A 22,160-nucleotide genomic window follows, 5' to 3' on the forward strand; every position below is an offset into this window, starting at 1 on the left:
CGGCGGCCCCCGGCACTACGACCTCTGCCAAGCCGGGCCACGGCGGCGCAATGCCCGGCCCCCCGGCCACTGCCGCACGGTGGGCACGAGGGCGACCGGAGAGCGCCGACCCCGACAGGGGCCCCTGGCCACGGGATGCCGTGACCGCCCCCGTCAACCGGCGCCGTACATCCCACGGTGAGCCTCAGCCGTCCTGCTCCTGGGCCGACCACGGCAAGCCCCCTGCCCCGCGTACCGGCCGGCCGACAGCGCGGGCCGCGGTCTGCAGCGCCGCAGTCGACCTGGGCAAAGGCCCAGCATGCCCGTGGAGGCGGCAGGGCCTCCACCGTCAACCGGCCGCGTGCCTCGCCACGGTGGGCCCGCAGCCGTGCCGACCTCCGCGCGGCTCGCCCCCCAGGGAGGGAGGCAGCCACGCGTCAACCAGAGACCACCACCGGCACGGTGAGGCGGGGGTCGGTCAGGCTGCGGCCGATCTCGGCGGTGTAGGTGCCGGCGGGGGTGCGCCAGGCGGCGGCCGTCTCGTCCCAGGTGCGGGCGGCCCGCCGGGTCAGCGGTACGCGGACCTCCGTGGCGCCGCCCGCGGGCAGTTCCACGGAGACGAAGCCGGCGAGGACGCGGCGCGGCCGGTCGACGGTGTCGTCCTCGGGGACCGCCAGGTAGACCTGGACGACCTCGCGGCCCGCCCGGTCCCCGGTGTTGCGCAGCCGCACCGTCACCGCGCCCAGGGTGCCGGGGTCGCCGTCGGCCTCGTGGCCGGCGCCCTCGTACTCCCAGTCCGTGTAGCCGAGTCCGTGCCCGAAGGCGTACGCCGGGGCGACGTCCGACCGGTCCCAGGCGCGGTAGCCGATGAAGACGCCCTCCTCGTAGGCCAGGACGCCGCCGCGCGGCTCGACCCGGGTGACCGGGGCGTCGGCGAGCCTCACGGGCCAGGTGGTGGGGAGCCGCCCGCCGGGCTCCTCCGCGCCGAGCAGCACGTCGGCCAGCGCGGCGCCCGCCTCCTGCCCGGGGAACCAGCCGAGCAGCACGGCCGCGACCTCCTCGCGCCACGGCAGCTCCACGGGGGCCCCGGAGTTGACGACGACGACGGTGCGCGGGTTGGCGGCGGCGACCGCGTGCACGAGGTCGTCCTGGCGCCCCGGCAGCCGCAGGTCGCGGCGGTCGAAGCCCTCGCTCTCGACCCGTTCGGTGGTGGCGACGACCACGACCGCGACCTCGGCGTCGCGGGCGGCCGCGACCGCCTCCGCGATCAGCTCGTCCGGGTCGCGCCGCGGTCCGCGGTGGACGAGGGAGAACGCGACGGCCTGGATCGGCATGCCCTCCATCTTGAAGACGTCGTAGGCGAGGGACACCGGTACGGTCGCACCCGCCTCCAGTTCGACGGTCCCCCGGTCCAGGGGCGCGCCGAAGAACGCCTCGAACGGGTCGGACTCCTGGCCCATCTCCTGCACGCCGTCGAAGACGACCGTGTCCGCGACGACCAGCCGGAACCCGCCGGTCCCGCGGGTGCCGAAGTGGTGGGCACCGCTCTCGCGCGGGGTGAAGGTGCCGGTGATCTCGACGGTGTGGAGCGCGTCGTAGGCGACGCCGTCGGGCAGGGCGTCGCCCGTCCACTGCACCTGTCCGCTCGGCAGGGCGGTCTCCCCCAGGAGCTGTCCCGCGGCGTCGCGGCACTGCGCGCGCAGCGCGAACCCCTGGCCGGCGGGGGCCGGTTCGTCGCTGGGGTCGGCGCCGACGGCGTACGTCAGCCGGGTGCCCGCGGGGAGCGCGGCGCGCAGCCCGTCCAGCGGGGAGACGACGTGTGCCGGGAAGACGTGCGCGGAGCCGCCGCCGAGGACGCGGGCGTCGCGCGCGGCGGCGCCGATGAGCGCGACAGAGCCCACCCCGGAGGAGTCGATCGGCAGCACGGGCCGCCCCTCGCGCAGCTCGTTGCGCAGCAGGACGAACGAGCGCCGCGCGATCTCGCGGGCCAGGGCCTCGCCGTCGACCGCGGCGGGCAGCGCGTCCGCGGGCACCGCGGCGGGCACGCCCTCCAGGAGCCCGGCGCGGGCGGCGAGCAGCAGGACGTTGCGCACGGCGGCGTCGACGACGGACTCCTCCACCCGTCCGTCCCGCACCGCCTGGGCGAGGGCCTCGCCGTACACGGTGTGCGGGCCGGGCATGGCCACGTCGAGACCGCCGGTGATGGCGGCGACGGTGTCGCGGGCGGCGAGCCAGTCGGAGACGACGAAGCCGTCGAAGCCCCATTCCTCGCGCAGCACTTCGTTCTGGAGGCGGTGGTGCTCGGTCATGGTGGAGCCGTTGACCCCGTTGTAGGCGGCCATGACGCCCCAGGGGCGGGCGTTCTGGACGATGGCCTCGAAGGGCGCGAGGTAGAGCTCGCGCAGGGCGCGTTCGCCGACGGCGTTGTCGACGGTGAAGCGCTCGGTCTCGGCGTCGTTGGCCACGAAGTGCTTGACGGTGGTGCCGACACCGCCGTCCTGGACGCCGGCGACATAGCCGGTGCCGATCTCGCCGGTGAGGTATGGGTCCTCGGAGTAGGCCTCGAAGTGCCGCCCGCCGAGCGGCGACCGGTGCAGGTTGACCGTCGGCGCGAGGAGGACGTGCACGCCCTTGCGGCGGGCCTCCTGGGCGAGCAGCCGCCCGGTGCGGCGGGCGAGCCCGGGGTCCCAGGAGGCGGCGAGCGCGGTGGGGCTGGGCAGGGCGACGGACGGGTCGTCGGCGGTGGAGCGCACGCCCCGTACGCCGACCGGCCCGTCCGACATGACCAGGGAGCCCAGTCCGATCTCGGGGACCGGGGGCAGCGACCACATGTTCTGCCCGGCCAGCAGACGTGCCTTGGTGTCGAGGTCGAGCTTGCCGAGGGCCTGCTCCACGGCGGCCGCGCGCTCGGTGTCGGTCATCCGGTCAACTCCCATGTCGGGGACGGGTTGTCGTCGCCTTGCCCACGGGGCATCCTGGCCCTCTCACCTGATGATCGCCAGGTGTCGTCCCCCGCTCGTCACCTGGACGCGCCGCGGCCCGGTCAGGCTCGCCGTCGTGACAGCCGACGACCGCGGCCGGGATCGTCCAGGCCGCCCTCGAAGTGATCGCCGAGCGCGGCTACCGGGGTGCCTCGCTCGCGGCCGTGGCCGAGCGGGCCGGCCTCACGCAGCAGGGGCTGCTGCACTGCTTCCCGAGCAAGGAGGCCCTGCTGATCGCGGTGCTGGACACGCGCGACCAGTGGGACATGGCCTCGGCGGCGCTGCACGGCACCGCCTGGCCGCTGGAGATGATCGCCGGCCTCGTCGAGTACAACGCGACCCGGCCGGGCGTCGTCCAGGTCTTCACCGTGCTCGCGGGCGACAGCGTCACCGAGGGGTGCGCGCGTGGGCGGCGCAGTCGCTGCGCAGCGAGTACGGCGACACGCTGCCCGGGGGCCTGACCCCCGAGCAGGCCGCGCCGCTGCTCGTCGCGGTGATGGACGGCCTGCGGACGCAGTGGCTGCACGACCCCGGCGCGGTGGACATGCCCGCCGCCTTCCGGGACTTCGTCGCGCCGCTGACCGCGCCGCACGCGGCGGACGGGACGCCGGGAACCGCCCAGCGGGCGGTTCCGCCCGGATCATGCGGCGGCGCGTGACATCGCTCCTCGCGGCCAGGGGAGGCACCTGGGACCGGGCGGGCCCGAACCGGGCGGCCACGGTGGGGCATTGCCGCCCGCCTCGACGGCGTCCGGGGCACGCCCCCCGAGGGAGCGCACCCCTGGACACGGACCGGGAACCGGCCTATTCGGGCAGGCGGACCAGCATCTTGCCGGTGTTGTCGCCGCGCAGGACGCCGAGGAAGGCCTCCAGGTTGTTCTCGATGCCGTCCATGACGGTCTCGCGGTAGCGCAGCTTGCCCTCGCGGATCCAGCCGCCGACCTCCTGGACGAACTGCGGCTGGAGGTCGTAGTGGTCGCCGACGAGGAAGCCCTCGATGCGCAGGCGGTTCTGGATGAGGCGGGCCAGGTTGCGCGGGCCGGGGGCGGGTTCGGTGGCGTTGTAGATCGCGATCATGCCGCAGACGGCCACGCGGCCGCGCAGGTTGAGGGCGCCGATGGCGGCCTCCAGGTGCTCACCGCCGACGTTGTCGAAGTAGACGTCGATGCCGTCGGGGGCGGCGGCGGCCAGTTGCTCGGCCACGGGGCCGTTCTTGTAGTTGAAGGCGGCGTCGAAGCCGTACTCCTCGGTGAGCAGCTTGACCTTCTCGTCCGAGCCGGCGCTGCCGACGACCCGCGAGGCGCCCTTGAGCCTGGCGATCTGGCCGACCTGGCTGCCGACCGCGCCGGCCGCGCCGGACACGAAGACGACGTCGCCCTCCTTGAACTCCGCGACCCGCAGCAGGCCCGCGTAGGCGGTGAGGCCGGTCATGCCGAGCACGCCGAGGTAGGTGCTCAGCGGCGCGAGGCCGGGGTCGACCTTGACCGCGGTCTTCACGTCGACGAGGGCGTACTCGCGCCAGCCGAGGAAGTGCAGCACGTGGTCGCCGACGGCGAAGCCCTCGGCGTCGGAGGCGACGACCCGGCCGACCGCGCCGCCCTGCATCGGCTTGTCCAGCCGGTACGGCTCCGCGTACGACTTCGTGTCGTTCATCCTGCCGCGCATGTACGGGTCGACGGACACGTACAGGTTGCGGACCAGGACCTGCCCGGGGCCGGGCTCGCCGACCTCGGTCTCGCGCAGCGCGAAGTCCTCCGGCTTCGGCCACCCGTGCGGGCGGGAGACCAGGTGCCATTCACGGCTCTGCGGCATGGGGAAACGCCTCCAAAAGCTTTAGGTTCTCAATCAACCATGTACCTGAATGTTTGATGATGTCAAGCAACAGGTAGCCTGGGGTCATGCCACGCCGCACCGATCCGCTGACCGTGGAGGTCGTCGACCTCATCGCCACCGTCGTGGCGCGCTATCACGAGGAGTACGAGGAAGCCGCCGCGGCCCACCGGCTGACCGGCGCCCAGGCACGCGTGCTGACGCTGCTCGCCCGCGAGCCGCTGCCCATGCGCGGCATAGCGGCACGGCTGAAGTGCGAGCCGTCGAACGTGACCGGCATCGTGGACCGCCTGGAGGCGCAGGGCCTGGTGGAGCGGCGCGCGGACCCGGCCGACCGGCGGGTCAAGCTCGCGGCCCCCACCGACGCGGGCGAGGTCACCGCGGGACGGCTGCGCGGCTCACTGGACTTCGCGCGGGAACCGCTGGCCGCGCTCTCCGCGGACGAGCGGGCGACACTGCGCGACCTGCTCAAGCGGATGGTGGGCCGGGACTGATCCGCCCCGCCGACGACGGCCGGCGAGCCGGCAGCCGCACCACCACAGGATGCGGGTGCAGGTGGGCGGCGGAGGCGCGACAGCCGGGTTCCGGCTCACCGCGCCGGACGCGGTCGCCGAAGGGCTCGACGAGGCTGATGCCGAGGCGACGGGCGGCGACCCGTCAGCTGCACCACCACAGGATGCGGGTGCAGGTGGGCGACGGCGTCGAGGACGGGGGCGGCGGGGGCGCGCTGGCCGGGTTCGAGGCCGGGCTGGAGGAACCCGAACCGCCGCCGCTGCCGCCGGGGGCGGTCGGCGGCCCGGAGGTCGCCGGGTTCTGGCTCACCGCGCCGGACGCCGTCGCGGTCGGCGAGCCCTTGCCGCTCGCCGAAGGACTCGACGACGCCGAGGCACTGGACGAAGCCGAGGCCGAGGCGGAGGAGGCGTCGGACGCGGGCTTCGTGGTGACGCTCGCCGCCGAGGAGGCGTGCGCCGAGGACGTCGCACCCGGTGAGGCGCTCGGGCTGGGCACCTCGTCGGAACCGGCGGACTGGGTCCGGTCACCGGTGACATAGCCGGCCAGCGGCAGTTCGGCGACGCTCCAGCCGACCAGCACGATCGCGGCACCGATCAACGTGCCCACCAGCAGGCGGGACTTGCGCCGGGTGCGAATGCTGCGGGTGCGGTTGCGCCGGCCGGAGCGGCGCGGCGCCGCCGGGTCGCCGCCGCGGGCCGCCGCGCGGCGGCGCTCGGCCCGGCCGGGCGCGACGGTCTCCATCGCCTCGGTGTCGGCGGACGCGGCCTGCGCCGCGGGCACGCCGCCGGAACCCTTCTCACCGAGCTGGTGGGCGGGCGCTCCGCACCCCGGGCAAGACAGGGCGCCGTTGATGTGCCGTCGGCAGGCTGCGCAGTAGTCCATCGTCCGGGCAGCGTATGTGAGGCACTGGTACGACGTACACATGAGCCGTTCGTCGAACTGGTGAAACCTCTGTGAAAGCCGGGACATGCGGGTTTAGGAACCCGATCAGCCCTGAATTCCGCTCCAATCAGCCCGCATACGGCACTTCGGGCATACCCTGCCCGGCTCCGGGCAGCACCAGCAGCGACCCGGCCAGCGGCCGGGCGGCCAGCTCCCGCTCCCCCAGCCCGGTCCGCGCCGAGGTGATGTAGAGGTCGGTGAGGTGCGGCCCGCCGAAAGCGCAGGCCGTCGGCCGCCGCACGGGCACCTCCACCACCCGGTCCAGGGCGCCGCGCGGGGTCCAGCGGCGCACCGCGGCCCCGTCCCACAGCGCCACCCACACGCAGCCGTCGGCGTCCACGGTGAGCCCGTCGGGGAAGCCCGCGCCCTCCTCGACCACCGCGAACGGGCGCCGCTTGCGCACCTGCCCTGTGTCGGGGTCCACGTCGAAGACGTCGATCCGGCGGGTGGGGCTGTCCACGTAGTACATGAGCGAGCCGTCGGGGCTCCAGCCGGTCCCGTTGCTGACGGCCACGTCGTCCAGGACCGTTTCGACCGTGCCGTCGGCGGCCACCCGGGACAGCGTCCCGCCGCCGGGCGCCTCGTCGTAGCGCATGGTGCCGGCCCACAGGGCGCCGGACGCGTCGACCGCGGCGTCGTTGGCCCGCCGCCCCGGCACCGGCTCGCGGTGCAGCCAGCGGAAGGCGCCGTCGGCGTCGTACACCGCCACGCCGTCACGGAGGTTGACCACGATGCCGCCGCCCGCGCGCGGCTTGGCGGCGCCGACGTGCTGCCCGGTCGCCAGGACCGAGGTCCGGCCGTCCAGCGGGTCGTACCCGTGCACGCGGGAGGCGAGGATGTCCACCCAGAGCAGTCGGGCACCGGCCGCGTCCCAGGTCGGCCCCTCACCGAGCGACGCCCCTGCGGCGAGGGCGAGTTCGACGCCGCTCATCGCATACCGCCGCGGTGGCCGAGGCGCTCGGAGAGCTCGGCGGCCCCCTTGACCGCCAGGCCCTCCAGCTCCGTCAGGCGCTCGTCGCTCCACCGGACCATCGGCACGGAGATGCTGAGCGCCGCCACCACGTGCCCGGCGGAGTCCCGCACCGGGGCGGCCACGCAGGAGACGTCGGGGTTGGACTCGCGCTGCTCGACGGCGATGCCGCGCTCGCGCACCAGGTCCAGCTGGCGGCGGAGTTCACGCGGCGAGGTGATGCTGTGCGGGGTCATCGCGGTCAGCGGGCGGTCGTCGGGGAAGCGGTCGTCGATCGCGGCGGCGGGCAGCGCGGCGAGCAGCATCTTGCCGACCGAGGTGCAGTGCGCGGGCAGCCGCCGGCCGGCCGCGGAGACCATCCGCACCGCGTGGGTGCTGTCGACCTTGGCGATGTAGATGACGTCGGTACCCTCGAGCACCGCCACGTGCACCGTCTCGTCGCAGGTCTCGGCGACGGACCGGGCGACCTGCTGCCCCTCGGCGGCCAGGTCCAGCTGCTCGGCGTAGCGGCTGCCCAGTTGGTACGTGCGCACGCCGAGCCGGTAGCGGCCGGCCTGCCCCGGCAGCGGGACGAGGTAGTTGCGCGCGGCCAGTGTCGTCACCAGCTCGTGCACGGTGGTGCGCGGGAGCTCCAGCCTGCGGGTGATCTCCGGCGCGGACATCGTGCCGTCCCCCTCGAGGAAGAGTTCCAGGATGTCCAGCGCTCTGGTCACCGCGGGTACGAGACGTCCCATCTCTGCTCGCTCTCTCCGAGCGGTCGTTCACGGCCGTTCTCGGCTGTTCGAGATTCCGAAAAGCGATCGGTATCGCGAACGCAGCGTATCCGCGCCGGGGCGGGCCGGGCAATGGCCGCGCACCGTGCACACGCGACACCAGGGGCACGTCCGAACGACTGGCCCACCTGACGATCCATCACCCAGTGTGCTTATCTGACAGGACTATATGGGTGATGGTTCGCATCTCCGGACATCAGCAGGCGTTGATTCGGTCACGACGTTTGGAGTCGGACCGATCCGAAGGGAATAAAAGTGAACCGCTTCACCAAGGTCGCCATCTCGACCATCATCGCCGGGGTCACCGTTTTCGGCGCCAGCACGGCGGCTGTCGCCGGTGGCAACGACAACCGCGGCGGCGGTTTCGGCGGCGGCCGTAACTTCGGCCACGGCGGTGGCTACGGCGGTGGCTACGGCCACGGCGGTGGCTACGGCAACGGCTTCGGCGGCTTCGGCCGCGGCGGCGGTGCCCACGCGCGGGGCGCCGCCATCGGCTCGCCCGGCATCCTGAGCGGCAACGTCGTCCAGGTGCCGATCAACATCCCGATCAACGTCTGCGGCAACGGCATCGGCATCATCGCCCTGCTGAACCCGACGGCCGGCAACGTCTGCATCAACAGCTGACGCAGTCCTACTGTCTCGATCGAGGCCGCCGGAGGATTCCTCCGGCGGCCTCGTCGCGCTCTCCGCCCGCCGTGTCACAGGCCGTTGGTGAAGGCAGCGAGCCGGACCGTGCCGAACCCCCCGTCCAGCGGGACATTGCGGATCGCGTGCTCGCCCAGCCACGCCGACAGCGCCGCGAAGGACGCGTCGCCGTAGGTGTCCTTGTACAGCGCGGCGATCCCGGTGACATGCGGGGCGGCCATCGACGTGCCGTCCATGTCGCGGAAGCTGCCGTTGAGGTACGCGGACAGGATGCCCGTGCCGGGCGCGTGGATGTCCACGCACGTGCCCCAGTCGCTGAACCAGGCCCGGCGGTCCTCCTGGTCGATGGCGCCGACGGTGAAGGCGCCCGGCGAGGAGGCCGGGGAGACGAAGCAGGCGTTGATGTTGTCGTTCCCGGCCGCCACCACCGGGAAGACCCCCGTCCTGGACAGCGCCTCCACCGCGCGGTTCACCGCCAGGGACCAGCGTCCGGCGAACGACAGATTGGCCACGGCGGGACGCTTCGCGTGCCCGGCCACCCAGTCGATGCCCGCGAGGATCACCGAGTTCGCGGTCCGCCCCACACAGGGGAAGACCCGCACCGACACCAGCGACACCTTGCGCGCGACCCCCGTGTAGCTGCCGCCGACCGTGCCCGCCACATGCGTGCCGTGGCCGTTGCAGTCCCCGCCGTCCAGGCCGTCGCCGATCGCGTCGTACCCGGGCACCGCGCGGCCGCCGAAGTCCGGGTGCGAGAACTCGATGCCGCTGTCGACGACATACGCCGTCACCTTGGCCCCCGTCGCCTTCACGGAGAACCCGGTACCGCCGAGCGCCCGGTTGTTGATGCGGGTCAGCCCCCAGGGCGTGAAACCGCCCATGCGGAGCGCGGAGGCGGACGGCAGGGGGGCCGGGGTCTCCTCCGGCAGGTCCACGGGCCCGCCGTCCGGGCCGCCGGAGTACGGCGGTTCGAGGTCGCTGTCCGCGGGGGCGTCCTCGCCGGGCGGCACGTTCACCATCGCGTCCTGCTCCACCTCGTCCACCCCGGCCGCGGTGCGCGCCTTCTCCGCCTGGGCCTGCGTCAGCTGCGCCGCGAAGCCGGTCAGTGCGTGCCGGTAGGTGAAGAGCGGCGTGGCCCCGAGCCCGCCGAGCACCGCGTCGGGCGAGGCGCCCGGCTTCAGCGTGACGATGTACCGCCCGGGTATCGCCCCCGGTGGGCCGGGCCGGGGCTCGGCGGCACCGGGTGCCGCGGGCAGGGCGAGGGCGAGGACCGGCAGGACGGCTATGAGGGCGGCGGACGCGGTCCGCCGCAAGGACAGGCGCATGTGCGGGGCTCCTTGACGGCTCGGTGGATCGGACGGCCCCCCGGACCCCTGGTTATCAGCTGGTATTCCCGCCCGCCCGGCCCGGACGGCTATCCGGGTGACGCTCCGCATCCGCGACGCGGGGGCTTCGTTGACCAGTCGGCAGGCAGTGATCAATGAAAGGAACAGCTCGTGAAGCGTTTTTCGAAGGCAGCCGTCCTGACCGTCGCGGCGGGCGCCGCGGTCCTCGGCAGCGCGGGCGGAGCCCTTGCCGACGGCGGCTACGGCGGCGGTTACGGTGGCGGCCACGGCGGTGGCTTTGCGGGCGGCTACGGCGGCTTCGGCCGCGGCGGTGCGCACGCGGACGGCGCCGCGATCGGCTCCCCCGGCGTGGTCAGCGGCAACGCGATCCAGGTCCCGGTGAACATCCCGGTCAACGTCTGCGGGAACAGCGTCAACCTCCTGCTCTCGCTGGTCAACCCGACCGTCGGGAACGTCTGCATCAACTCCTGACGGCACCCCCCTCGCCGGCGCACTCTCCCGCGCGGCCCTGTCCGTCCCCGCCATCGGCAGCGCCGCGGCCCTCCCGCTCCCGGCCTTGGCCAACGACGTCCACGGTCGCGCGAAGGTGCACCGCCCGAAGCGGCGGCATCGGCGATCCCCGACTACGGCCGCCCCACACCCGTGGGGCGGCCGTCGTCGTGCCCGGGCGCTCCGCTCGGGCCTCGCGCCAACGTCCCGGCGCCAACGCGCGGTTGAAGCCTCCGCTCCACCCATCCGTCCCGACCGCCACTGGCAGACACCCCGCGACCCCGGGGGACGGCCGCCATCGCCCCCGGCGGCTTGTGCGGGCCTCGCCAACGCTTCCGCACAACCGCGCCGTTGAAGCCACCCGCACCTGGAGCCATCACCGGCGCCGGCAGCAGCCGGCCCGGCCCCCCCACCCGTCGGCCGCCGCCCTGGACGGCCTGCACGGGCTTCGCCAACGCCCCTGTACAACCACGCTGTTTAAGCCGTCCGCAGTGCAAGCCACCGCCGGCGCCGGCAGCTCGGCCCCGCACCCGTCAGGCATACGCGGGCGCCGGCCCACGCGGCACTCCCCCCAAGGCCCCGGCTCGACCGTACGGTTGAAGCACCCGGCCGCCCCCCGCAGGCACCACGGCAAGACGCACCGCGGGCCCGTGGTCCCGGACGGCCCACCCGCGTCCCTCCAACGCCCTGCCACGACCGTGCTGTTGAAGCCGCCGCGTCGGGAGGCACGACCAGCACGGGAGGCAGTCAGCCCGGCCCCGCCGCCACCGGCAGGCGCCGCCGATCCCGTGGGACTGCCGCCCTCCGTCACCCGCCCGCACCGTGAGCCAGCACCAGCACCGGAAGCAGTCAGCCCCGCGCCGCACCCGTCGGGCGTCCGCCGTCGCCCCAGGCGGCACACACCGCGCGACCGTGCTGTTGAACACGCGGCCGGCCCGGCCGCGACTGGCAGGCGCCAAGGCAGAGCGCATCGCGGTCCCGTGGAACGGAAGCCGTTGCCCCGCCCCCGCACAACCGCGCTGGTGCAACCGCCCGCACCGCGAGCCACCGCCGGCACCGGAAGCAGGAGGCCCACGGGCCTCACCCCAACGACCCCAGCACCACCGCGCTGTTGAAGCCGCCCGTGCCGCGGGCCACCACCAGTGCCGTGCGCAGGTGGTCCGGGCGGTGCCAGCGGGTGACCAGGCGGAGCCCGTACCGGTCCCGGCAGGTCGCCTCGTCCGCGCCGCGGGTGGGGGGGATCAGGCCCGTGCGCAGGGAGAGCGCGGCGGTGGCGGCGTCGAGTGCGCCCGCGCCCGACACGAGGCGGCCGACCGCCGCTTTCGGGACCGTCACCGGGAGCGCGGCCAGCCGGTCGCCGAAGACCCGGCGCAGAGCGGCGGCCTCGGCGGCGTCGCCGTCCGGGTCCGCCGCGCCGTCGGCGAAGACCACGTCCACGTCCTGCGGTTCGCGGCCGGCCTGCTCCAGGGCGGTGGTCATCGCCCGCGCGAGCTGTGCGCCGTCGGGGGCGGGCAGGGTGTGGTGGTACGCGTCGTGCGTGGCGGCGTGCCCGAGCAGTTCGGCGTAGGCGAGCCGGCCGCGTTCCGCGGCGTACGCCTTCTCCTCCAGCACCATCAGCGCGCCGCCCTCGCCGGGCACAAAGCCGGAGGCGTCGGGGCTGAACGGCAGGTAGGCGCGGTCGGGATCGGTGCCCCGGTGCACGGTCGGCAGGGTCGCCTGGCAGGCCAGCGCGTACGGGGACAGCGGCGCCTCGGTCCCGCCGACGAGCACGGCCTTGCTGCCGCGGCGCAGCAGCCGCCACGCCTGCTTGAGCGCGTCGAGGCCGCCCGCCCCGTCGGAGGCGACGACCCCGCAGCCGCCGGTGAATCCGTGCCGGATGGAGATCTGCCCGGTGCTGGCCGCGTAGAAGGACGCCGCCGGTCCGCGGGCGGCCGTCCTGCCGGACCGTCCGGCCAGCAGGTGGTGGAGTTCGCGCTGCCCGTACTCGTTGCCGCCCGAGCCGCCCGCGGTGACCACCGACAGATGGAACGGGGGATGGTCGGCCGGTTTGAGGGCGGCGTCGGTCAGCGCCATCTCGGCGGCGGCCAGGGCGAACCAGGTCCACCGGTCGGTCTGCGCCCGCAGCCGGTCGCCGATCCACTCGCCCGCGTCGAAGCCGGTGATCTCACCGGCCACAACGACCGGGGAGCGGCCGGCGTCCGGTCGGCCCAGCGGGCGCAGGCCGTTGCGCCCGGCGAGGGTGGCCCGCCAGTAGGGGCCGGTGCCGATGCCGGTGGGGGCGATCACGCCGATGCCGCTGACGACCGCGCGCGTGGTCATGCCGCCGCCTCGTCCCGGTCGGCACGGTTGTCCCGGTCGGCACGGCCGTCGCGTTCCGCGACCCCGCGCGCGCCCGCGTCGCGCCCGTCCGCGTCCAGGGCGGAGAAGACCATCGCCGACTGGAAGCCGCCGAAGCCGCTGCCGACCGACAGCGCGTGCCGCACCCGCTGCTCGCGGGCGAAGACGGGCGTGTAGTCGAGGTCGCACAGCGGGTCGGGGTGGACCAGGTTCGCCGTCGGCGGGATCTTGCCGCGGCTGATGGCCAGGGCGCACGCGGCCGTCTCCAGGGCGCCGATCGCGCCGAGGGAGTGGCCGATGACCGACTTGATGGAGCTGATCGCCACCTTCCGCGCGTGCTCGCCGAGGGCCCGCTTGTAGGCGGCGGTCTCGTGGCGGTCGTTCTGCGTGGTGCCGGAGCCGTGGGCGCTGATGTAGTCCAGTTCCTCGGGGGAGATGCCGGCCTCGGACATGGCGGTGATGATGGCCTCGCTCAGCTCGTAGCCGTCGGGACGCAGCCCGGTCATGTGGTAGGCGTTGGCCCGGTTGTCGTAGCCGCGGACCTCGCAGTAGACGCGGGCGCCGCGGGCGACGGCGCGCTCCATCTCCTCCAGGACGAGCACGGCGCCGCCCTCGCCGAGGACGAACCCGCTGCGGCGCGCGTCGAAGGCGGTCGCCGCGCGCCCGGGGTCGCCGTCGAAGTCGGTGGTGGCGCGGACCGCGTCGAAACAGGCCACCGTGACGGGCGAGATGGGCGCGTCGCCGGCACCCGCGAGCACCACGTCGGCCTCGCCGTCGCGCAGGGTCTGGAAGGCGTGGCCGATCGCGTCGATGCCCGAGGTGCAGCCGGTGGAAACGACGACGGAGGGGCCGTGCAGCCCGTAGCGCAGGGACAGTTCGGCCGCCGCGGAGGAGGGGTGCATGGCCCGGTGCAGGAAGGGGACGCCGTACTCGGCGCGCACCTCCCAGTCGCGGCCGCCGTCGCTGGCGACGGCGTACTCCTCCTCCAGGGTGGCGGTGGCGCCCGCGGCGGTGCCGAGGCACACCCCGATCCGGTCGGTGTCCTCCTCCTGCGGCGTGATGCCGCTGTCGGCGAGCGCCTCCGCGGCGGCCACCAGGGCGAACTGCGCGTAGCGGGCGTTGCGGCGCACCTCCTGCGGGGTGAGCCCGGCCGCGACCGGGTCGAAGTCGGCCTCGGCGGCGATCTGCGAGCGGTAGCCGGAGGCGTCGAAGCGGCTGATCCGGCGGACCGCCGGCTGCCCCCCGACGATCCGCCGCCAGAACGCCTCCCGCCCGGCGCCGCCGGGTGCGACCGCGCCGACGCCGGTGACCACGACGCGGCGCGCGGCCGGGCGTCCCGTCACCGGTCGACCAGTTCGCGGCCCGGCTCCGACGGGCCCTCGGTGACGGCGGCCTGCGCCACGGCGGCCGCCTCCTCCCGGCTCTCGGTGTTCACGTGGCCGAGGTCGGGGCGGGGCGCCAGCGGGCTCAGGAAGAACACCGCGCGTCCGACCGCGCCGGAGGCGTTCACCACGCGGTGCCGCACCTCGCGGGGGATGAGCAGGGCCTCGTTGGCGGCGACGCTGCGTGGCACGCCGTCGAGGTCGACCCGCAACTCGCCCTCCACGACGACCAGGTACTCCTGCGAGTAGGGGTGGTAGTGCTCGGCCACCGCCTCGCCGGGGCCGACCGTGACCATGCCGCAGAAGCCGTCCGTCGTGCCGACGGAACCCGTCGCGAGCAGGGTGCGGATGTCGCCGCCGCGGCGCGTGTCGGCCGGTACGTCCAGGGTGCCGACCGGGCGGATGCGGCGGGCCTCCAGGCGCTCCTTGATGAGCTGCATCTGCACCTTGGAGTTGCCGTTGATGCGCTGCCGCATGCCCTCGTCGTCGACGGGCGCGTCGGCCTTCATGCGGAAGTCCTGCACCCAGCGCAACCGCGTGCTCTCCGGGCCCAGTTCCTCGTACTGCCAGAAGATGTTCATGAACTCGAACGGGCCGGTCTCCACCCGCCGCGCCCGCACGGTGCGCGTCACCGGGTCCGCGGTGCGCTCCGAGACCCACGACCAGACGCGGCCCTTCTCGTCCGGGTGCATCGTGAGCCGGAAGCGCACGGTGTCGCCCTCCTGCGCGATGACCTCGGCCGACGCGTACTCGCTGAAGAGCGAGGGCCAGGCGGCGACGTCGTTCGTGCGCAGCCAGACGTACTGCAACGGCGCGTCGATGACGATCTCGTTCTCCGTGTGCGCGCTCATCGTGGGGATTCCTCCAGAAGGGACGGCGAATGATCACACAAACGGTCCCCACCGTGACGGAACGTGTCACGCGCTCCCGGCCCGGTCCACCCGTACGGACGTCAGGCGCGCCGCTCCAGGCGTTCGGCCAGCACCGCGGCCCGTGTCGCCTGCACCGCGCTCGCCTGGGAGGCGGCGAAGCGCAGCAGGCCCGGCGGGGTACTGAGGCGCAGCACGTCGGTGACGACGCTGCCGGAGCCGTCAGCCGCGATGGCGAAGCGGTAGCCCATGCGGACCCGGCCGGGGCTGCGCACCTCGCCGCCGACCGACGCGGTGTCCGGCAGGCCGGCCGGGTCGGCGTTCAACGTGACGTCGATGGCGTTGTCGTGGCGCAGGCCGAGGAACCTGAAGCGCTCCACGGCGGTGTAGCGCACCGTGCCATCGTCCTCGCGGCGCACCTCGCGGACGGCGACCACCAGCGGCGACAGGCCGATGTAGTGCTCCGGTTCCGCCAGGTGCTCGTAGACCTCCCGCGGCGGCGCGGCGATCCGGAAGACATGCGTCAGTTCGGTGGACGGCACGTTCAACCCCCTTGGACGCACGGCGCGTCGGCACCGGCGATCCTCCCAGAAGGGGGCCGGTTCAGGCCCTGTGGTGCGGCGCCTGGCTTCCGTCGACGTGGGTGCCGGGGACCAGCGGCGGCGGGGTGGCGGGGCCCTCGCCGATGACGCCGGCGCCGGGCGGGCCGGCCGCGTGGCGGGTGTGCGGCTCCCGGCGCTCGGGGTGGCGGTGCGGCCAGAGCGACGGTTTCCTGTGCTTTCCGGTCATATCGGTCCGTTACCCGGAACCGGCCGGGCTACGCGGCGGCCGGGGCGAGGGCGACCGCCGCCTCGGCGGTGTGCACCAGGAAGGCCAGCGTCTCCTGGAAGTACAGCCGCACGCTGGTGTCGTCGTGCGACAGGTAGCCGATGGCGACGTCCGAGCCGATGCGCAGTTCGAAGTCGCCGCCGCGCGTCGAGAGCAGGAAGGCCCCGTCGATCGCGGGGGCCCAGACGATCTCGCCGTCCAGGACGCGGGCCAGGTGGGTCTGGATGGGATAGCCGTAGTGCGACGTCTCGTTGACGGCCGTGTACGCCTCCGCGCTGAGCGCGAGCGTGTAGGGGCCGCCCACTCCGGCGAGGCGGAGCGCCGAGACGGCCTGGCTGACGGCGTTGGGGTAGTCCCGCACGTCGGACGGCAAGGTGAGCGGCGGGTTCGACGCGCTCGCGCGGATGCCGTCGATGCCGGCGGCCGCCCAGCCCTCGAAGATCGCCCGGTCCTCGGTGAAGGCCAGCCGCCGGGCGGCGTCCTTGACCGGCTGCCAGTCGGCGTCCTTGGCGCCGCGCTCCACGTCGTCCACCTGGCGGCGGTCGACCGTGAACGGCACCCGCAGCTCGACGACCGGCTGCGAGCGGCGCAGGTGCGCGAGGACGTCCGGCGAGGGCGCCTCCACGTCGGCCAGGTGACCGGTCGTCACCGCGGCCAGTTCGGGCCCCTCGGCCTCGGGGACGTCCACGATCCGGCGGCCCGCGACGTGGCGCTCGAAGGTGCGCCGCGCCTCGTCCTCCAGGTCCGCCCAGGCCGCGTCGGAGATCGGGGCGAGTTCTCGGTGCAGGTTGTTCATGGCGTGGCGGTCTTCCTGAGGTCTCCGATCCCCAGCGACTGCGGGGCCGGTACGGTCGCGGGCACCGCGGTCGCCGCCGGGGCGGGCGGGCCGGGCAGGTCGTCGAGGAAGGCGGCGGGCGGGGCGAAGAACAGGGTGCCGGTCACGGCGGTGGAGAAGTCCAGGATGCGGTCGTGGGACGCCTCGTCGTCGCCGAGGAACATCCTGCGCAGCATCGTCTCGGTGACCTCCGGCGTCCGCGCGTAGCCGATGAAGTACGTCCCGAACTCGGCGCTCCCGACGGTCCCGAAGGGCATGTTGTCGCGGAGGATCTGCCGCTCGGTGCCGTCCGGGTCGACGACCGTGGTGCGGGCGACGTGCGAGTCGGCGGGCTTGACGTCGTCGTCCATCTCGATGTTGCCCATCTTGCTCCGGCCGATGACCAGCTCCTGCTGCTCGACCGTGAGGGCGTTCCAGGCGTCCATGTCGTGCAGGTACTTCTGCACGATCACATAGCTGCCGCCGGCGTGGCCGGGGTCCTCGTCGCCGATCAGGACGGCCGCGGCGGCCTCGGCGCCGACGGGGTTCTCGGTGCCGTCGACGAAGCCCAGCAGGTCGCGGACATCGAGGTAGGTGAAGCCGTGCACCTCGTCGCGGACCGTCACGGCGCCGCGCAGCCGCTCCATGATCTGCACGGCGAGCCCGAAGCACAGGTCCTGCCGGGTGGCCCGGATGTGGAAGAGCAGGTCGCCGGGGGTGGCGGGGGCATGGTGGACGGGCCCGGTCAGCTCCTCGAAGGGGTGCAGGTGGGCCGGCCGCGGCGCGTCGAAGAGGCGGTCCCAGACCTGCGAACCGAGGCCCGCGACGACGCTGAGCCTGCCGCCCGGGGAGCCGAAGCCGATCGAACGCCGGAGGCCGGACAGGTCCTCCAGCAGATCGCGGACGGTGTCCTCACCCCCGTCGTCGACGGTGACGACCAGAAAGATGGCGGAGGTCGTGAGAGGGCTGAGCACCGACTGCGACAGCGCCTCCGGGGAGGGTTCCGCCATCACCACGCTCCTTCGGGTCCGGCCCGGTCCGGCCCGGCCCGTTCCGGACCCGTACCCCTGATCGGCCACGCACCAGTCTGCTCCCCGCGCTTGCGCGGTGCATCCTGACCGGGAAAGGGCACGGCATCGGCGAAGGGCGGCGGACATGAGCGGTGGAGCGGCCGCCGGGCCCGGACGCCTGCTTCCCGCGCTGCTGCTCGCCCTCACCGTGCTGAGCGGGCTGATCGACGCGGTGAGCATCATCGGCCTGGGCCATGTGTTCGTGGCCAACATGACCGGCAACCTCGTCTTCGTCAGCCTCGGCATGGCGGGCGTCTCCGGCTTCTCCCCCGTCACCTCCGTGGTGGCCCTCGGCGGATTCGTCGCCGGCATCCTGATCTGCCGGGCGACGGTGGGCCGGCTGGAGCCGCCGACGGCGCTGGTGCGGGCCGGTGCGGGCTGCGAGGCCGTGCTGCTGGGCACGGCGGCGGGGCTGTCGGCGGTGGGCGTGCCGCACGACGCCCTGGTCGCGATCTGCGCGGTCGCGCTCGGCATGCAGAACGCCATGGCCGGACGGCTGAAGGTCGGCGGACTGACGACGAGCGTGATGACCCGGACCCTGGTCGCCCTGGTCAGTGACGCCGGCGCCCCGAGGCATCCCCGGCCGCTGGCCGTGCGGCAGGCGCTGAGTGTCGTCGCGCTGATCGCCGGGGCCGCGATCGGCGCCCTCGTCGTGCTCCATGTGAGCGCGGCCGCCGCGATCGCGGCCGCGGCGGGCTGCGCGCTGCTGGTCGCGGGGGCGGCGGCGGTCGCCGAGGCCTGAGACCGGGCCCCAGCAGCCCGCGCGCAGCGGGAACGCCCGTGCGGGCCCCGGACCAGCGCGTACGCCCAACTCACGGTAAAAAAGCGGCTGTTCAGACAACCCACGGCCCATCAGCCCCCGGCGTGAGGCGAACTGACACGTTCCGGAACAAGCGACCCGGATCACATGTGGCGTAACTCTCGCCTCCACCTTGCCGGTCCGAAGAATTCATCCAGCCTCCGCAGGCTCTCTTCCTGCACGTCTCCTAACAGCGCGGACCGGCGCTCAGAGCAAGGAGCGAAACATGGGCCACGGCCACCACCACGGACACGACCACAGCCACGGACACCACCACGGGCACGGCGACGCCTCGCAGTCGCTGCCGCCCGCCCTGGACATGTCCGTGCCCGACGAGGAACTGACGCCGAACCAGCTCTCCCGTCGCGGGATGCTGCGGCGCACCGGCCTGCTCGGCGCGGGCCTGGCCGCGAGCGGCGTGCTCGCCGGCGCGGCGACGGGCGCGACGCCCGCCTTCGCGGACGAGAAGACGGGCCGCAGCGGCACCTGGAACGGCGACTTCCTGTGGCTGGCCGGTGACCACCACATCCACACCCAGTACAGCTCCGACGCGAAGTACCGCGTCGCCGACCACGTCCGGCACGCCAACGGCAACGGCCTGGACTGGATGGTCATCACCGACCACGGCAGCGAGCAGCACGCCAAGATCGGTGTGGAGAAGGTCAACCCCGACATCCTCGCCGCGCGCGACGAGGTCGAGGACACCCTGGTCTTCCAGGGCCTGGAGTGGAACATCCCGGGCGCCGAGCACGGCACCGTCTTCGTGCACCCCGGCGCGAACGAGGTCGCGGTGCTCAAGGAGTTCGAGAACTCCTTCGACGGCTCGGTCAAGGGCGCCACGGACAGCACCCCGGCCAACGAGGCGCTGGCCATCGCGGGCCTGAACTTCCTCGCCGACGCCGTCGACCAGCGCCGCGTCCGCGACGCGCTGTTCCTGGCGAACCACCCGGCCCGCAAGGGCCTGGACTCCCCGCACGAGATCCGCGCCTGGCGCGACGCCCAGCCGACCATCGCGGTCGGCATGGAGGGCGCCCCCGGCCACCAGGCCTCCGGCATCCGCGCCCCGCAGGGCCCCGGCGCCGGCCGCGGCGCGTACGACAGCAGCCCGAGCGCCCAGTCCTGGGCCGGCTACCCCCTGGTGAGCTACCGCACCTGGGGCGGCTTCGACTGGATGACCGCCACGGTCGGCGGTCTGTGGGACAGCCTGCTCGCCGAGGGCAAGCCGTGGTGGATCACCGCCAACTCCGACGCCCACAACGTGTACGCGGACAACTCGGTGCGCGGCCCGGGCAGCGACTTCAACGCCAACGGCAAGTACAACGACCCGGTCTACGGCGGCGCGCTCAACCTGACCGACGGCGACTTCTGGCCCGGCCAGTACAGCCGCACCCACGTCGGCGCCGTCAGCTTCTCCTACCGCGCCGTGATGGACGGCATCCGCGACGGCCGCGTCTGGGTCGACCACGGCGGTCTGATCAGCGGTCTCAACGCCCGCCTGAAGGCCGGCGGCGACGAGCAGACCCTCGGCGGCATGCTGCGCATCCGCCGCGGCGACAAGGTCGACCTGATCCTCGAGATCGACCTGGCGAACGGCCCCAACTGGGCGCAGTTCGTGCCGACCCTCGCCCGTGTCGACGTCATCCAGGGCGACGTCACCGGCCGCGCCTCCGACAAGGACACCTTCGCCGCGCCCACCGCCAAGGTCGTGACGTCCTTCGAGGTCAACCAGTCCGTGGGCTCGGTGCGTCTGCGCTGGTCGCTCGGCCGCGTCGACCGCCCGCTGTACGTCCGCCTGCGCGGTACGGACGGCAACCGCAGCGCCGTCGGCCTGAACGGTCCCGCGGTGGACCCGCACGGCCCCGCGATCGACGTCGTGGGCGACGCCGACCCGTGGCGCGACCTGTGGTTCTACACCAACCCGATCTGGGTGCTGCCCGCGTGACGAACGGCACGGTCCTCGGCGTCGACGCCGGAACGTCCGGCCTGCGGGAGGCCGACCACCTGATCCACCATCTGGTGGACCGGCTCGGCCTTCCCGCGGGCACGGTCGCCTGCACCCACCTCATCCGGACCGGCACCCCGCACACGGCGGTGTCGTTCACCCTGCCGGACGAGGAGGGGCCCGCGGCGGCCGAGGCGGCCTGGCGGGCGCTGACCGCTCCGGACGCCGCAGCCGCCGATGAGGGCGCGGACGGGCCGGAGACCGCGGGACCGAAGCCGTGGGGCGTGCATCTGGCCGGCCGCACCCACGGCCCGGCCCCGCTCGCCGCCGCCGCCTCTCAGGCCGCGGAGGAGGCCGCCGCCCGTACCGGCGGCCGCGCCGTGGTCTTCCCCGGCGTGGAACACCTCACCGGCGTGATCACGGTGGCCGATGTGCTCGCGCACACCCCCATCACCGGGCTCATGGTCCTCGGTTCCCCGGCGGACGAGCGGCCCGAGCCCGGCGTCGAGGTCCTCACCAGGGACCACGTCCGCCCGGAGTGGCAGGCCGGCCGGCTCGTCCTGCCGCTGGTCCCCGCCGTCGGCGGGCGCCTCGCCCCCTTCGAGGTGCCCAACCCGACGCCCTGCTGCGCCGACCACTGAGTGCGTGCGGCCCGTCCCGCCCCCGGCCGGGACGGGCCGCACGTCAGGCGAAGACCTCCGGGTGCGCCGCGACGAGTTCCCGGACGCCCGACGCCGGACGCCCGATGAGCTGCTCCAGGTCGCCGGTCGCCCGGTCGTAGCGGTTCTGCGCGTGCAGGCGCGCCATGACGGACAGATGCTGCCGGACGTGCTCCGGCAGCCCCAGCGCGCCCAGATCCTCGGCGACCCACTCCTCGTAGGGGACGTCGACGTACCTGACGGGCCGTCCGAGCACCTCGGAGAACTCCGCCGCGATCGCGTTCATGTCGCGGGACGCCGCCCCAGTCAGCTCGCGGACCTGCCCGATGTGCGGTGCCGGGTCCGCCAGGATCGCCGCGACCGCCTCCCCGACGTCGCGCCCCATGATGGGCGAGGTGCGGCCGGAGCCGAAGGGCAGGCGGATCGTGCCGTCCCGGGTGACCGAGCCGAAACCGGCCGCCAGGAAGATCGGGTTCTCCATGAAGGCGGTCGGCCGGACCTCGGTGACGGGGACCCCGGACCAGTCCATGACCTGCTCCACAAGCCACTGCTGCCGGTGCTGCCGGGAGTCCGAGCCGCCGGTGAGGTCCATCTGGGAGATGGTCATCTGCGACATGTTGACCAGCACCTCCAGCCGGCCGTAGTCACGGGCGACGGCCGCCGCGACCAGGGCGGCCTGGAGGTACTCCGCCGACACGCTCATCCCGAAGTACATCCGCGCGCAGTCGCGCACCGCCTCGGCCACGTCCGCGGTGCTGGTCAGGTCCCCGACGAACACCTCGGCACCGATGGCCCGCAGCGCCTCGGCCCGGTCGTCCTCGCGGCGGACGAACGCGCGCACGGGGAAGCCGCGGTCCCGCAGGACCTCGACCGCGGTGCGGCCGACGCCTCCCACGCTCCCCGCGGCACCGGTCACGAGAATCCTCGGCTTTCCGGGCATCGCCTTCTCCTTCTCCGTGGCTGTGCGGCATCCACAGGATCGCAGTCGCACCC

General features: G+C 74.1%; 20 protein-coding genes and 1 pseudogene. 8 read left to right on the forward strand and 13 right to left on the reverse strand.

The annotated features are described in order from the left end of the window. Positions 1-416: 416 nt before the first annotated feature. Positions 417-2,900, reverse strand: a complete 2,484-nt coding sequence (locus tag ACIP9H_RS03150; RefSeq protein WP_401582576.1) for a glycoside hydrolase family 3 protein — start codon at positions 2,898-2,900, stop codon at positions 417-419. Between the two features lie 161 nt (positions 2,901-3,061). Between ACIP9H_RS03150 and ACIP9H_RS03155 the strand changes: the two are divergent. Next, a pseudogene (locus ACIP9H_RS03155) lies at positions 3,062-3,618 on the forward strand (TetR/AcrR family transcriptional regulator). A 145-nt stretch (positions 3,619-3,763) separates the two neighbouring features. On the opposite strand, the gene ACIP9H_RS03160 reads toward ACIP9H_RS03155, so the two are convergent. Next, positions 3,764-4,771 (reverse strand): NADP-dependent oxidoreductase, encoded by a 1,008-nt coding sequence (locus tag ACIP9H_RS03160; protein ID WP_401582577.1) that lies wholly within the window; start codon positions 4,769-4,771, stop codon positions 3,764-3,766. 86 nt (positions 4,772-4,857) lie between these two features. On the opposite strand from ACIP9H_RS03160, the gene ACIP9H_RS03165 reads away from it, so the two are divergent. Together ACIP9H_RS03165 and ACIP9H_RS03170 are read left to right on the forward strand one after the other, a co-directional pair. Then, positions 4,858-5,283 carry a MarR family winged helix-turn-helix transcriptional regulator gene (locus ACIP9H_RS03165; RefSeq protein WP_401582579.1) on the forward strand — a complete coding sequence of 142 codons (426 nt, stop codon included), beginning with the start codon at positions 4,858-4,860 and terminating at the stop codon, positions 5,281-5,283. A 182-nt stretch (positions 5,284-5,465) separates the two neighbouring features. Beyond that, on the forward strand, positions 5,466-5,840 hold the full coding sequence (locus ACIP9H_RS03170) for a hypothetical protein (RefSeq protein ID WP_401582581.1): 375 nt from the start codon (positions 5,466-5,468) through the stop codon (positions 5,838-5,840). Between the two features lie 471 nt (positions 5,841-6,311). Here ACIP9H_RS03170 and ACIP9H_RS03175 read toward each other — a convergent pair whose 3' ends face one another. Then, positions 6,312-7,175, reverse strand: a complete 864-nt coding sequence (locus tag ACIP9H_RS03175; protein ID WP_401582583.1) for an SMP-30/gluconolactonase/LRE family protein — start codon at positions 7,173-7,175, stop codon at positions 6,312-6,314. Beyond that, positions 7,172-7,948: an IclR family transcriptional regulator gene (locus ACIP9H_RS03180; protein WP_401582584.1), complete on the reverse strand. Its 777-nt coding sequence runs from the start codon at positions 7,946-7,948 to the stop codon at positions 7,172-7,174. Before ACIP9H_RS03180 ends, ACIP9H_RS03175 begins: the two co-directional genes overlap by 4 nt. Positions 7,949-8,242: 294 nt before the next feature. On the opposite strand from ACIP9H_RS03180, the gene ACIP9H_RS03185 reads away from it, so the two are divergent. Then, a complete protein-coding gene (locus tag ACIP9H_RS03185; protein WP_401582585.1) occupies positions 8,243-8,611 on the forward strand; it encodes a chaplin in 369 nt (122 codons plus the stop codon). Positions 8,612-8,685: 74 nt separating this feature from the next. Here ACIP9H_RS03185 and ACIP9H_RS03190 read toward each other — a convergent pair whose 3' ends face one another. Then, a complete protein-coding gene (locus tag ACIP9H_RS03190; protein ID WP_401582586.1) occupies positions 8,686-9,957 on the reverse strand; it encodes a S8 family peptidase in 1,272 nt (423 codons plus the stop codon). 171 nt (positions 9,958-10,128) lie between these two features. Between ACIP9H_RS03190 and ACIP9H_RS03195 the strand changes: the two genes are divergently transcribed. Continuing rightward, positions 10,129-10,449, forward strand: coding sequence for a chaplin (locus ACIP9H_RS03195; RefSeq protein ID WP_401582587.1), 321 nt, complete (start codon positions 10,129-10,131; stop codon positions 10,447-10,449). 1,098 nt (positions 10,450-11,547) lie between these two features. On the opposite strand, the gene ACIP9H_RS03200 is transcribed toward ACIP9H_RS03195, so the two are convergent. From ACIP9H_RS03200 to ACIP9H_RS03230, 7 genes are all read right to left on the reverse strand, one after another. Further along, a complete protein-coding gene (locus ACIP9H_RS03200) occupies positions 11,548-12,786 on the reverse strand; it encodes a beta-ketoacyl synthase N-terminal-like domain-containing protein (protein ID WP_401582588.1) in 1,239 nt (412 codons plus the stop codon). Then, positions 12,783-14,147: a beta-ketoacyl-[acyl-carrier-protein] synthase family protein gene (locus ACIP9H_RS03205; protein ID WP_401582590.1), complete on the reverse strand. Its 1,365-nt coding sequence runs from the start codon at positions 14,145-14,147 to the stop codon at positions 12,783-12,785. The genes ACIP9H_RS03200 and ACIP9H_RS03205 overlap by 4 nt, the downstream gene beginning before the upstream one ends. Continuing rightward, the gene (locus ACIP9H_RS03210; RefSeq protein WP_401582592.1) at positions 14,144-15,037 is read right to left on the reverse strand and encodes a cupin domain-containing protein; all 894 of its coding nucleotides are present in this window, start codon (positions 15,035-15,037) and stop codon (positions 14,144-14,146) included. The genes ACIP9H_RS03205 and ACIP9H_RS03210 overlap by 4 nt, the downstream gene beginning before the upstream one ends. A 101-nt stretch (positions 15,038-15,138) precedes the next feature. Next, positions 15,139-15,597 carry an SRPBCC family protein gene (locus ACIP9H_RS03215; RefSeq protein ID WP_401582593.1) on the reverse strand — a complete coding sequence of 153 codons (459 nt, stop codon included), beginning with the start codon at positions 15,595-15,597 and terminating at the stop codon, positions 15,139-15,141. A gap of 61 nt (positions 15,598-15,658) precedes the next feature. Next, positions 15,659-15,844, reverse strand: a complete 186-nt coding sequence (locus ACIP9H_RS03220; RefSeq protein WP_401582595.1) for a hypothetical protein — start codon at positions 15,842-15,844, stop codon at positions 15,659-15,661. Positions 15,845-15,872: 28 nt separating this feature from the next. Further along, positions 15,873-16,679: a family 1 encapsulin nanocompartment shell protein gene (locus tag ACIP9H_RS03225; protein WP_401582596.1), complete on the reverse strand. Its 807-nt coding sequence runs from the start codon at positions 16,677-16,679 to the stop codon at positions 15,873-15,875. Continuing rightward, the gene (locus ACIP9H_RS03230) at positions 16,676-17,707 is read right to left on the reverse strand and encodes a Dyp-type peroxidase (RefSeq protein WP_401957192.1); all 1,032 of its coding nucleotides are present in this window, start codon (positions 17,705-17,707) and stop codon (positions 16,676-16,678) included. The genes ACIP9H_RS03225 and ACIP9H_RS03230 overlap by 4 nt, the downstream gene beginning before the upstream one ends. A 145-nt stretch (positions 17,708-17,852) precedes the next feature. On the opposite strand from ACIP9H_RS03230, the gene ACIP9H_RS03235 reads away from it, so the two are divergent. The 3 genes from ACIP9H_RS03235 (at position 17,853) to ACIP9H_RS03245 (ending at position 21,149) form a co-directional block, all read left to right on the forward strand. After that, complete coding sequence (locus ACIP9H_RS03235) at positions 17,853-18,509, forward strand: YoaK family protein (RefSeq protein ID WP_401582599.1); 657 nt, start codon at positions 17,853-17,855, stop codon at positions 18,507-18,509. Between the two features lie 283 nt (positions 18,510-18,792). Then, complete coding sequence (locus ACIP9H_RS03240) at positions 18,793-20,508, forward strand: PHP domain-containing protein (protein ID WP_401582600.1); 1,716 nt, start codon at positions 18,793-18,795, stop codon at positions 20,506-20,508. After that, positions 20,505-21,149 (forward strand): hypothetical protein, encoded by a 645-nt coding sequence (locus tag ACIP9H_RS03245; protein ID WP_401582601.1) that lies wholly within the window; start codon positions 20,505-20,507, stop codon positions 21,147-21,149. The genes ACIP9H_RS03240 and ACIP9H_RS03245 overlap by 4 nt, the downstream gene beginning before the upstream one ends. 43 nt (positions 21,150-21,192) lie before the next feature. On the opposite strand, the gene ACIP9H_RS03250 is transcribed toward ACIP9H_RS03245, so the two are convergent. After that, positions 21,193-22,107, reverse strand: coding sequence for an NmrA family NAD(P)-binding protein (locus ACIP9H_RS03250; protein WP_401582603.1), 915 nt, complete (start codon positions 22,105-22,107; stop codon positions 21,193-21,195). Positions 22,108-22,160: the final 53 nt, after the last annotated feature.

It is taken from the genome of Streptomyces sp. NPDC088732, assembly GCF_044751205.1.
In the GTDB taxonomy this organism is placed as follows: Bacteria; Actinomycetota; Actinomycetes; order Streptomycetales; family Streptomycetaceae; genus Actinacidiphila.

Excerpts from the sequence above, each read along its gene's own strand:
- ACIP9H_RS03175 (WP_401582583.1), bottom strand. The coding sequence starts at position 7,175 with ATGAGCGGCGTCGAACTCGCCCTCGCCGCAGGGGCGTCGCTCGGTGAG.
- ACIP9H_RS03150 (WP_401582576.1), bottom strand. The coding sequence starts at position 2,900 with ATGACCGACACCGAGCGCGCGGCCGCCGTGGAGCAGGCCCTCGGCAAG.
- ACIP9H_RS03250 (WP_401582603.1), bottom strand. The coding sequence starts at position 22,107 with ATGCCCGGAAAGCCGAGGATTCTCGTGACCGGTGCCGCGGGGAGCGTG.
- ACIP9H_RS03200 (WP_401582588.1), bottom strand. The coding sequence starts at position 12,786 with ATGACCACGCGCGCGGTCGTCAGCGGCATCGGCGTGATCGCCCCCACC.
- ACIP9H_RS03235 (WP_401582599.1), top strand. The coding sequence starts at position 17,853 with ATGAGCGGTGGAGCGGCCGCCGGGCCCGGACGCCTGCTTCCCGCGCTG.
- ACIP9H_RS03180 (WP_401582584.1), bottom strand. The coding sequence starts at position 7,948 with ATGGGACGTCTCGTACCCGCGGTGACCAGAGCGCTGGACATCCTGGAA.
- ACIP9H_RS03220 (WP_401582595.1), bottom strand. The coding sequence starts at position 15,844 with ATGACCGGAAAGCACAGGAAACCGTCGCTCTGGCCGCACCGCCACCCC.
- ACIP9H_RS03240 (WP_401582600.1), top strand. The coding sequence starts at position 18,793 with ATGGGCCACGGCCACCACCACGGACACGACCACAGCCACGGACACCAC.
- ACIP9H_RS03165 (WP_401582579.1), top strand. The coding sequence starts at position 4,858 with ATGCCACGCCGCACCGATCCGCTGACCGTGGAGGTCGTCGACCTCATC.
- ACIP9H_RS03170 (WP_401582581.1), top strand. The coding sequence starts at position 5,466 with ATGCGGGTGCAGGTGGGCGACGGCGTCGAGGACGGGGGCGGCGGGGGC.
- ACIP9H_RS03210 (WP_401582592.1), bottom strand. The coding sequence starts at position 15,037 with ATGAGCGCGCACACGGAGAACGAGATCGTCATCGACGCGCCGTTGCAG.
- ACIP9H_RS03225 (WP_401582596.1), bottom strand. The coding sequence starts at position 16,679 with ATGAACAACCTGCACCGAGAACTCGCCCCGATCTCCGACGCGGCCTGG.
- ACIP9H_RS03160 (WP_401582577.1), bottom strand. The coding sequence starts at position 4,771 with ATGCCGCAGAGCCGTGAATGGCACCTGGTCTCCCGCCCGCACGGGTGG.
- ACIP9H_RS03230 (WP_401957192.1), bottom strand. The coding sequence starts at position 17,707 with ATGGCGGAACCCTCCCCGGAGGCGCTGTCGCAGTCGGTGCTCAGCCCT.
- ACIP9H_RS03190 (WP_401582586.1), bottom strand. The coding sequence starts at position 9,957 with ATGCGCCTGTCCTTGCGGCGGACCGCGTCCGCCGCCCTCATAGCCGTC.